This is a genomic window from Fortiea sp. LEGE XX443 (genome assembly GCF_015206815.1).
Taxonomy (GTDB): domain Bacteria; phylum Cyanobacteriota; class Cyanobacteriia; order Cyanobacteriales; family Nostocaceae; genus Nostoc_B.
Map to the genome: position 1 here is coordinate 61570 of NZ_JADEXZ010000025.1, position 10417 is coordinate 71986.

Genomic DNA, 10417 nt, shown 5'->3' on the forward strand with positions numbered 1-10417 from the left:
ATCATATTTTAAATTCAGTAATACCAAATTCTTCATTCAATGTTAGAAATAGAATTTAAGTATGTAAGTAATTTCTGAGGAGTAAGCTTCTGTCTTTACAATTTATTCATGTCCCCACGGCTAATTCTCAACCCCCGGTTGGCTTAGTTGTCGCTTTGCACGGTTGGGGTGCTAATGCTGAAGATGTAGCATCTTTATTACCTTATTTTCAGTTATCTAATTACCAGTTTGTTTTTCCTAACGCACCATATCCTCATCCTTATTCTTCTATTGGTAAGGCATGGTACGACCTGCGAATGGAAAATATGTATCAGGGTTTGGCTGAAAGTCGGCAACTGTTGACTGATTTTTTGCAATCTTTAGAAAGCAGCACTGGTGTACCTTTATCGCGGACGATTTTGACGGGTTTTTCTCAAGGCGGGGCGATGACGTTAGAAGTGGGATTGAAATTACCCCTAGCTGGTTTAGTGGTAATGAGTGGTTATTTGCACCCTGATGCAGCACCAACAGCTAAAAAGGATATTCCGCCAACTTTGATTATGCACGGTACTAGAGATGAAGTTGTGCCATTGCAAGCAGCCATAAAAACGCGGGAAACGTTGCAGTCTCTGGGATTTGCGTTAGATTATATGGAATTTGATGCGGGACATGAAATTAACCTGCAAATGTTAGAAGCGTTACGAAATTTTGTTTTAAATAAAGTTGGGTAGTCTGGAATACAAATTTTTTATAAATATGGTAAAAATCATGCAAATTTTTACGAAACAAATGCACTCTAATGAGTAATATAGATTGGGTGGTTGCGTCAAGCGCAATTTCACCCAGGCTGGATGCAAATGCTGCATAAGGGAGGGGCAAGCACGATGAAGACTCTAGGCATTTCCAAGACAGAAATTGCTGCCATGACCGCGGCAGATGTGGAAGAGTTAGCTACTCGTCTGGATCTCGACAATTATAGCAATGCTTTTGAGGGTTTGAACGACTGGCATCTACTGCGAGCGATCGCCTTTCAGCGTCCAGAGTTAGTTGAACCCTATATCTACCTCTTAGATTTAGAACCCTACGATGAAGCTTAGACAAAGTATAAAGTATGAAGTATGAAATTAATTTCAGGCTTCATCTTTTTTTCTGATGTCTAATCTTCAGTCTTCAAGCACAAATCTCAACAAACGGGTTCTAATTTGTGTAGGCGGCGGTATCGCCGCCTATAAAGTTTGTGAGGTGGTTTCAACTCTGTTTAAAAGCGGGGTGGAAGTTCGAGTTCTTCTCACCCGTTCCGCGCAAAAATTTATCACACCTCTGACTTTAGCTACTCTCTCCCGTCATCAAGCTTATACAGATGATAGTTTCTGGCAACCAATTCACTCCCGTCCCTTGCATATTGAATTGGGAGAATGGGCAGATTTGTTGCTAATTGCACCTTTAACGGCGAATACCTTAGCTAAGTTAAGCTACGGAATGGCTGATAATTTACTCACAAATACCGTGTTAGCGTCCACTTGTCCTGTGCTGTTAGCGCCAGCGATGAATACCGATATGTGGGAACAGTTGTCGGTGCAGCGCAATTGGCAGCAGTTGTTAACAGACAGCCGCTATCATGGAATGAGTACAGCATCAGGCTTATTAGCGTGCGATCGCATTGGTGCTGGGAGAATGGCAGAACCCTCAGAAATTGTCACTCATATTCAATCACTGTTACATACTGGCGGTAAGCGAGATTTCATAGGTAAACGCATATTAATTAGTGCTGGGGGAACGCGAGAGTATCTCGACCCAGTAAGATTTATTGGCAATCCTTCAACGGGTAAAATGGGTTTGGCTTTAGCACAAGCAGCATTGCATCGCGGTGCAAATGTCACTTTAGTAAATAGTCCCGCCAGTTGGGTTGTTCCTTTGGGAGTACAAGCAATACCCGTCATCTCAGCGGAAGAAATGCAGCAGGTGATGTTGGAATATTTACCGAATGCTGATGTGATTGTCATGTCTGCCGCTGTGGCTGATGTTAAACCCAGAGACTATAGTACAGAGAAATTGCCCAAGCGATCGCTCCCCCAAGCTTTACCTCTCGAACCTGTACCTGATATCGTTGCCCAATTAGCACAACTCAAACAATCACATCAATTATTAATTGGCTTTGCTGCTCAAACGGGAGATATTATCACCCCAGCAAAAGAAAAGTTGCAGACTAAGAAATTAGATGTAATTGTTGCTAATCCCATCGATCAACCTGATAGTGGTTTTGGGAGTAACAATAATCAAGCCATATTTATAGATGGGCAAGGTCATCAATTAGAAATTGCCCATTGTTCTAAACTACAAATGGCTCATCATTTATTCGATTTTATTAGGATTAGAGATGTTTAATTTCTTGATAAAACTACTCCCTACTCCCCAAAAATGTAGTTTATTTCTTTGCTTGAATCACTTGTAAACTCCCACCGGCATACAATGTTGACTGATCTACATTGAAACCAATTTCACTCAACAAAACTGGCAAATCAGTTTTGATTAACTGCCAAGCTGTCTCAGTTTCAAACAATAGTAAAAACAATGATACACCAGGCCAAAATATTGGATTAGTAGGGGCATGAAAATCTACTAATGTAAACACTCCTCCCGGTTTTAGCACCCGATAAACCTCTTGAATTATTTGCTGCAATTGTTCAGACTGCATTTCATGTAAAGCAGCGCTGGTATGTACCACATCAAAAGAATTATCTGTAAATGGCATTTTCTCCGCAAAAGCTTCCACATAAGCAGCTTCTGGAACATTTTGCCTGGCTCGTTGCAAAGATCGTGGAGAAGCATCTAGTCCTGTTACATTTTGTGAATATTTCACTAAAAATTGCGTTGATTGTCCACTGCCACAACATAAATCTAAAACTTGAGTATCTGAATGAATCGTTAACCCTTTTAAAGCCAGTTGACGAAAACGAGCTTCACCACCCACACTGATAGCTGCTACGCGAGAAATCCCATCATACAACCATTGATACCGATAACTTAAATCTCGTAAAATTGTTGCCATTATATTTTCCTGACAGTTAAGCTTTATATTTAATAAAGATATATTGTTAACATTAGTAAAAAATCTGAAAGAGTTGGGGGAAAATAGCTGCTATGGGTCGTGTAGGCGTTTTATTACTCAATCTCGGTGGCCCCGACAAGTTAGAAGATGTCGGGCCGTTTCTGTACAATCTATTTTCCGATCCAGAAATCATACGCCTACCATTTCGCTGGTTGCAAAGACCCCTAGCGTGGTTTATTGCTTCGCGGCGCATGAAAACATCTCAAGAAAATTATAAGCAAATTGGTGGCGGTTCTCCATTACGGCGAATTACAGAAGCTCAAGGAGAAGCCCTAAAAGAACAATTGAGTAATTTGGGACACGAAGCTAATATCTACGTAGGTATGCGTTATTGGCATCCCTATACAGAGGAAGCGATCGCACTCTTGACTCAAGATGATATCGAAAAACTAGTTATTCTGCCTCTCTACCCGCAATTTTCCATTAGTACCAGTGGTTCTAGCTTTCGGTTGTTAGAAAAACTCTGGCAGGAAGACTCAAAACTACAACAAATTGAATACACAGTTATTCCCTCTTGGTACAAACAACCAAGCTACCTGCAAGCGATGGCGCAACTTATCGCTCAGGAAATAGATCAATTTCCTCATCCTGATGACGTACATATCTTCTTTAGCGCTCACGGTGTTCCTAAAAGCTACGTTGAAGAAGCAGGTGATCCCTATCAGCAAGAAATTGAGGAATGCACATATTTGATTATGCAGACTCTCAATCGCCCAAATGTTCATACTTTGGCTTATCAAAGTCGTGTCGGGCCAGTAGAATGGCTAAAACCCTACACTGAAGATGCGCTAAAAGCATTAGGCACACAAGGCGTTAAAGATTTGGTCGTTGTACCCATCAGTTTCGTCTCCGAACATATCGAGACACTACAAGAAATTGATATTGAGTATCGAGAAGTCGCAGAAGAAGCAGGGATTCATAACTTCCGGCGCGTACCGGCTCCGAATACTCATCCAGTATTTATTAGAGCATTGGCTGATTTAGTCATCGAAGCACTACAACAACCCAACTTCAAGCTCTCTCAAGTCACCCAAATGAAAAAAAAGGTGAAAATGTATCCACCTGAGAGTTGGGAGTGGGGTATAACAACCAGTGCGGAAGTTTGGAATGGTCGGATTGCAATGTTAGGCTTTATTGCCTTAATTATTGAACTAATTACTGGTCATGGGTTATTACACATGATTGGTCTTTTGCAATAAAAACTTAGTCCAGATCCCAGATAGTCGAATTAAAAAAAGTGGGTATTTGAGTAAAAAAAGCTCTCAAGGCATAAGCTGTAAATACGTATATACAGCACCATTGAGAGCTATGAGTTCAAATTTTGAAATGTCATTTTCTTATACACCGAAATACACCAATCCCCATTAATTAAAATTTTGTAACCTAAGAAAGATGCCAAACCCATAACTGACTGTACAAGCTAAAACTAGACGTTGACTCTAGAAATGGAAAATGCCACATATCTTACTCGTGGATGATGAAGCAGCCCTGTGTGACAGTCTCACATATACACTACAAAAAGAAGGCTATACGGTGACGACAGCCGTTGACGGACATAGTGCTATCAAACAATTTCACAAACAAGTACCAGATGTAATTTTGCTCGACCTCATGCTACCGGAAGTTAGCGGGATGGAGGTTTGCTGGCGAATTCGGGCATTTTCAGATGTACCAATCGTCATGCTCACAGCCAAGGATCAAGATATCGATAAAATTTGGGGTTTGGAGGCAGGCGCAGACGATTATGTGACTAAGCCGTTCAACACTCGTGAACTATTAGCACGTATCAAAGCAGTGTTGCGCCGTCGTGCTGGAGAGTAGCCTTTATGACAGGCTGGATACCACGCATTAAATTAAATACAATTCATGCCAAGTTGTTAGCTACATATCTTATGCTGACGGCTTTCGGCACGTCACTGATGGCAGGTTATATTCTGTGGTCGTTTCATGGCTACTTCATGCGGACACGACAAGCAGATTTAGAAAACTGGACAAATGCTTTGGGTGAGAGTGTCGCAGATGCCTTAGAAGAACAGGATATTTCACGGGTAAAGATACTGGTGCAGAGATATGGCGCACCGCAGACTGTGACGTTGCGTGTTTTTAATGCAAAAGGTAGTTTGCTGGCTACTTCTGATCCAAAGTTAGACAAACAAGTTGTCGATTGGTACAAAGTTCCAGGAATGCAGGAAGCGTTCCAAAATTATGCAGCACAAGGAGTTTCTAAAGGAGTTTTAACCAACGAAGATCGTCTTTACATTGCTAGGCCAATTGAACGTAATGGTCAATTTTTGGGTGTACTGCGAATGTCAATCACATTGGCGCAGTTTCAGCGTCAGTTTGTGAGTGTGATTTGGAGTGTTTTGGGAACTTTAGCGCTGACAATTCTGCTATGTGCATTAATTAGCAGTCGCTTTGCTCGCAGTCTCTCAAAACCGATTGAGATTATGCGTAACTTTGCCATTCGTTTGGGTAGTGGTCATTTTGGCGATCGCTTAATTATCCAGCAAAACAATGAGTTGGATCAATTAGCCGCAGAACTCAACCGCATGAGTGAACGGTTGGCTTCCCTCGACCAAGAACGTAGGGTATTTTTAGCCAATGTTTCCCACGAATTACGCACACCCATCAGTAACGTTCAGGTAACAGTTGATGCTCTCAAAGGCGGAGCTTATGAAGAACCGCAATTACGCGATCGCTTTTTTCAAACTATCGAAAGCGAAACCAAACGTTTATCACGATTAATTCATGACCTCCTAGATTTAGGACGTTTGGAAGCAGGAGTCACGGAACTAGAAGCGCAAATCATCTCACTGCGGGGGTTGATTAACCGTGCTGTCAATGCAGTGGAACCGCGAATGCAAGCTGCGGGTGTATCTGTGCAAGTAAATGTAGCAGAATTACAACTAATGGGCGATCCAGAGCGATTGTTACAGGCAATTCTCAATTTATTAGATAATGCAATTAAACACTCACATCCCAATTCTCAAGTGTTGATTTCCGGGTACAGCGAAGGCAAACAAGCAATTATTCAAATTCAAGACCAAGGAAAGGGCATTACTGAAGGCGACTTGCCCCGGATTTTTGAGCAATTTTATACCACAGATCCGTCACGCCAAGGTGATGGTAACGGTTTGGGGTTAGCGATCGCCAAACGGATAATAGAAGCTCATAAAGGCAGTATCACCGCCAGTAGTTTTCCTAATCAAGGAGCAACTTTTATTATTAGCTTGCCGCTGAAGATATAAACTAACACGAGTTGAACTGTTAGTTTTCAAGTGTAAAAGTAATTAGATTAATCATATTAATAAACAGTAAATTGAAACTTATTTTTTATTTACTTTTGAAGTAATTATTTTAACAAATCATCAAACTAGTTTGCGGGTACGGTTATTGCGATCGCTCATTGTCATAAAACCGAACCCCCAGTCATTTAATGTTGTTCTACTCTTTAGAAAGAAAGCTTGAGATTAGGCTTTGTTGATTGAAAAAATCATCCTATTATTTACCAACAAATAAGCTTGAAATTGAGCTTTACTATCCCAAAAACTGTATCTTAGAGGTGACAGATATGGCACTTATTCGTTGGGAACCATTTGGCGATATTGAACGCTTAGAACCTTTCCGGGAACTTGAAACCCTACAACGGCAAATGAATCGTCTGTTTGGCCGATTAGCACCAACTGATGGTGGTGAAATGGCAGGGTTTAACTTTATTCCTGCGGCTGAACTAGAAGAAACTGATGAGGCAATTCATCTTAAACTAGAAGTACCAGGCATAGAAGCAAAAGATATCAATGTAGAAGTTACGCCTGAATCAGTTTCTATTAGTGGTGAACGTAAATCTGAAACTAAAACTGAAGAAAAAGGCATAAGTCGCTCTGAATTCCGCTACGGAAGATTTCAACGAGTTATTCCATTACCTTCTTTAATCCAAAATGACAAAGTACAAGCTGAATATAAAGATGGTATTCTCCGCTTAACTTTGCCAAAAGCTGAATCAGAAAGGCAAAAAGTTGTGAAGGTTAATATCGGTTAATTTCCTAAAGGATGAAGTACAAAGGATGATATGTTTAAATTCATCCTTCCTTCATCCTATTTTTTTAGTGCCAAAACTACTCAATTTGAAGAGGAAGGGTGTATGGCAAAAGTAGTAGGTATAGATTTAGGCACAACTAACTCTTGTGTTGCCGTCATGGAAGGTGGGCAACCTTTAGTAATTGCCAATGCAGAGGGACAACGCATCACTCCCTCAGTTGTAGCTTATACCAAATCTGGAGAACGTTTGGTGGGTCAAATTGCTCGACGACAAGCAGTTATGAACCCAGAAAATACTTTTTATTCTGTAAAACGCTTCATTGGGCGCAAGTATGAAGAAGTTACCCATGAAGCTACAGAAGTTTCTTATAAAGTCCTGCGTGATAGTAACGGCAATGTCAAACTTAGTTGTCCAGCCTTAAGTAAAGAATTTGCCCCCGAAGAAATTTCTGCCCAAGTGTTGCGGAAGTTGGTTGATGATGCCAGCAAATATTTAGGTGAAAAAGTTACTCAAGCAGTCATTACCGTTCCAGCTTACTTTAATGATTCTCAGCGCCAAGCCACCAAAGACGCAGGGAAAATTGCTGGTTTAGAAGTGCTGCGAATTATCAACGAACCAACAGCCGCCGCTCTAGCCTATGGTTTGGATAAAAAGCATAATGAAACCATCTTAGTCTTTGACTTGGGTGGTGGAACTTTTGACGTTTCAATTTTAGAAGTAGGTGATGGTGTCTTTGAAGTTAAAGCCACCAGTGGCGATACTCACCTAGGCGGTGACGACTTTGATAAAAAGATTGTTGATTGGCTGGCAAATGAGTTTCAGAATAACGAAGGTGTTGACTTACGCAAAGATAAACAAGCCTTACAAAGGCTCACCGAAGCTGCCGAAAAAGCCAAAATCGAACTGTCGAGTGCTACCCAAACTAATATCAACCTGCCTTTTATCACCGCGACTCAAACAGGGCCAAAACACCTAGATGAGACACTGACACGGGTGAAATTTGAAGAAATGACGGCAGACCTCCTCGATCGCTGTCGTAAACCAGTGCAACAAGCATTGCAAGATGCTAGGTTGAGTAATGCTGAACTTGATGAAGTTGTTCTGGTGGGTGGTTCCACACGTATTCCCGCAGTTCAAGAATTGGTGCGGCGGATGACGGGTAAAGATCCTAACCAAGGCGTAAACCCCGATGAAGTTGTAGCGGTTGGTGCAGCTATTCAAGCAGGTGTTTTAGCAGGTGAAGTAAAAGATATCTTGTTGTTGGATGTCACGCCGTTGTCTTTAGGTGTGGAAACCCTTGGTGGTGTCATGACCAAAATTATCGATCGCAATACCACCATCCCGGTGAAAAAATCTGAAATCTTCTCCACCGCTGCTGATGGTCAAACAAATGTCGAAGTCCACGTTCTCCAAGGTGAACGGGAACTAGCTAACGATAACAAGAGTTTGGGTAATTTCCGCCTGGATGGCATTCCGCCAGCACCTAGAGGTGTACCCCAAATCGAAGTTACCTTTGATATTGATGCTAACGGTATCCTCTCTGTCACAGCTAGAGACAAAGCTACAGGTAAACAGCAGTCAATTTCGATTACTGGTGCTTCCACACTTGATAAACGAGATGTGGATCGCATGGTGCGAGATGCCGAAGTTCACGCAGCCGAAGACAAAAAACGCCGCGAACAAGTCGATACTAAGAATTTGGCAGACTCCTTAGCTTATCAAGCTGAAAAACAAATCAAAGACTTGGGGGATAAAGTGAGTCAAAGCGATCGCGATCGTGTTGAAGGATTAATCCGGGATTTGCGCGAGGCGATTAACCAAGATAATTTTGACCGCATGAAGTCTCTCACCAATGAATTGCAACAAGCCTTGATGCAAATTGGTAGTGCTGTTTACGCCCAAACTGCAAGTACGGATGGTGGTCAGCAGCCATCGGGTGATGGAGATGTGATTGATGCTGATTTTGTCGATAGTAAGTAATTTTGCCAACATTTAGGCAACGAGACTATTTATTGTTGACTAAAACTAGGGTGTGGAGAAAGAGAGAGCAGCGAACAACCAACGAGTAAAAAACCCTGCTCTTTTAAGGCGTTTGCATTTGTTGGGGTTCAAGCCCCATTCAATGCCGTCTTCCCGACACCCAACCTAAGTAGTAGACCGTCCCAACCTTGGTCAAAATAGACCGCTTCGTAGCAAGAGTCACTACAACAATCTCTTTGACAAAACTCGAACAGTCGCCAGGGGCAAAACTTTAAACACACAGAGTTAAAGTATACAGTCCGTATCGGGCAAGAACGAGTGAAATTAAGGAGAGGCGTTGTTACGTGAATAGGGAAAAATGGTAAATTTTACTTATCCCATTTCACTCCGACTTTGAGCATCGGGCGGCTAGTTTGATCATGGATACGAAAGCCAAAAGCAGCTATAGAGTTCGTAACTGGAAAGAATACGACGCAGTATTACTTTCTGGGTAAGTTAAGAAGTGGTAGAGCAAGGGCGAAACGAAAAAAAGACAGGACGAAAGGGAGCCTCGAATTTATCTATACCTAATACCAATTCTCTAAAATTAGGCAACACATTCAAACCCCACAACCCAGACCAAATCAGAGTTTCTTAATTACGAATTACGAACTTGTACTGAGCGCAGCCGAAGTATTACGAATTGGTATAACCTTCTTAACTGACTTAAATTTATCTTCAGTATTTGCGATACTTGACTGTTTAATCCCTCTTTTGTTGCTAAGTAGAACAGTTTAAATAAACCGAAGTATGTAACGAAAAGTAAAGTTACCTAAAACCCTCTTCCCTTCTGCCTCCTGCCCTGTCATAACGACAATTTTTAACATCGAGCTACTTACAGGAAAAGTATAGTCAGAAAGAAAACCGTAAACACTAAGTAAGAGGGATGGTTACGCCGTGCAGACAGCCAGTAAGCACAGTGACATTCATAGATAACGATTGCCAACACTATGATTCATTGTTTGAGGACGTGAGGCATTTTGAAGCATTCAAATGCTTACATTTGGGCATACTTTCAGAAATCCCTCGAAAAACCCTACCAGAAATAGCTAAAACAGTGGGGTTAGGGACTTCCAGAGAATAAAATATACAACTTATGAAAATGATAATCATTCCGGTGGGGGGAAGGGAAAGGTTGCTAACGGCAACCTTTCCCTTCCCTTTTTGTAGTAAATTCAATGATGATTCGATTTTGGATGTGCATAGGTGTCAATGGAATTAACAGATTCACTAAAGCATTTGTTGAAGGAAACTGCACAGCAATTAAAAGG

Annotated in this window: 9 protein-coding genes and 1 pseudogene; 9 read left to right on the plus strand and 1 reads right to left on the minus strand. The window is 41.5% G+C overall.

Annotated features, from left to right (window positions below; genetic code table 11):
• The first annotated feature begins 89 nt into the window (after positions 1-89).
• From IQ259_RS12040 to coaBC, 3 genes are all read left to right on the plus strand, one after another.
• Positions 90-710, plus strand: a complete 621-nt coding sequence (locus IQ259_RS12040; RefSeq protein ID WP_193884966.1) for an alpha/beta hydrolase — start codon at positions 90-92, stop codon at positions 708-710.
• Positions 711-863: 153 nt separating this feature from the next.
• Complete coding sequence (locus IQ259_RS12045) at positions 864-1076, plus strand: DUF2555 domain-containing protein (RefSeq protein WP_193884944.1); 213 nt, start codon at positions 864-866, stop codon at positions 1074-1076.
• Between the two features lie 55 nt (positions 1077-1131).
• Entirely contained in the window at positions 1132-2364 is a 1233-nt protein-coding gene (gene coaBC, locus IQ259_RS12050) for a bifunctional phosphopantothenoylcysteine decarboxylase/phosphopantothenate--cysteine ligase CoaBC (RefSeq protein WP_193884946.1), read from the plus strand.
• A 40-nt stretch (positions 2365-2404) separates the two neighbouring features.
• On the opposite strand, the gene IQ259_RS12055 is transcribed toward coaBC, so the two are convergent.
• On the minus strand, positions 2405-3028 hold the full coding sequence (locus IQ259_RS12055) for a class I SAM-dependent methyltransferase (RefSeq protein ID WP_193884948.1): 624 nt from the start codon (positions 3026-3028) through the stop codon (positions 2405-2407).
• 92 nt (positions 3029-3120) lie between these two features.
• Here IQ259_RS12055 and hemH point away from each other — a divergent pair, with 92 nt between their 5' ends.
• The 6 genes and pseudogenes from hemH to IQ259_RS27145 form a co-directional block, all read left to right on the plus strand.
• Complete coding sequence (gene hemH, locus IQ259_RS12060) at positions 3121-4287, plus strand: ferrochelatase (protein ID WP_193884950.1); 1167 nt, start codon at positions 3121-3123, stop codon at positions 4285-4287.
• Positions 4288-4540: 253 nt separating this feature from the next.
• The gene (locus IQ259_RS12065; protein WP_193884952.1) at positions 4541-4909 is read left to right on the plus strand and encodes a response regulator transcription factor; all 369 of its coding nucleotides are present in this window, start codon (positions 4541-4543) and stop codon (positions 4907-4909) included.
• Between the two features lie 5 nt (positions 4910-4914).
• On the plus strand, positions 4915-6336 hold the full coding sequence (locus IQ259_RS12070) for an ATP-binding protein (RefSeq protein WP_193884954.1): 1422 nt from the start codon (positions 4915-4917) through the stop codon (positions 6334-6336).
• Between the two features lie 323 nt (positions 6337-6659).
• Positions 6660-7127, plus strand: coding sequence for an Hsp20/alpha crystallin family protein (locus tag IQ259_RS12075; protein WP_193884956.1), 468 nt, complete (start codon positions 6660-6662; stop codon positions 7125-7127).
• Positions 7128-7229: 102 nt separating this feature from the next.
• Positions 7230-9107, plus strand: a complete 1878-nt coding sequence (gene dnaK / locus IQ259_RS12080; protein ID WP_193884964.1) for a molecular chaperone DnaK — start codon at positions 7230-7232, stop codon at positions 9105-9107.
• A 925-nt stretch (positions 9108-10032) separates the two neighbouring features.
• A pseudogene (locus IQ259_RS27145) lies at positions 10033-10212 on the plus strand (IS701 family transposase); the annotation flags it as partial.
• Between the last annotated feature and the right edge of the window lie 205 nt (positions 10213-10417).

What these genes read in the sequence shown, in the direction of transcription:
- IQ259_RS12045 (WP_193884944.1), top strand. Translation starts at nt 864, where the DNA reads ATGAAGACTCTAGGCATTTCCAAGACAGAAATTGCTGCCATGACCGCG.
- coaBC (WP_193884946.1), top strand. Translation starts at nt 1,132, where the DNA reads ATGTCTAATCTTCAGTCTTCAAGCACAAATCTCAACAAACGGGTTCTA.
- IQ259_RS12055 (WP_193884948.1), bottom strand. Translation starts at nt 3,028, where the DNA reads ATGGCAACAATTTTACGAGATTTAAGTTATCGGTATCAATGGTTGTAT.
- hemH (WP_193884950.1), top strand. Translation starts at nt 3,121, where the DNA reads ATGGGTCGTGTAGGCGTTTTATTACTCAATCTCGGTGGCCCCGACAAG.
- IQ259_RS12065 (WP_193884952.1), top strand. Translation starts at nt 4,541, where the DNA reads ATGCCACATATCTTACTCGTGGATGATGAAGCAGCCCTGTGTGACAGT.
- IQ259_RS12070 (WP_193884954.1), top strand. Translation starts at nt 4,915, where the DNA reads ATGACAGGCTGGATACCACGCATTAAATTAAATACAATTCATGCCAAG.
- IQ259_RS12075 (WP_193884956.1), top strand. Translation starts at nt 6,660, where the DNA reads ATGGCACTTATTCGTTGGGAACCATTTGGCGATATTGAACGCTTAGAA.
- dnaK (WP_193884964.1), top strand. Translation starts at nt 7,230, where the DNA reads ATGGCAAAAGTAGTAGGTATAGATTTAGGCACAACTAACTCTTGTGTT.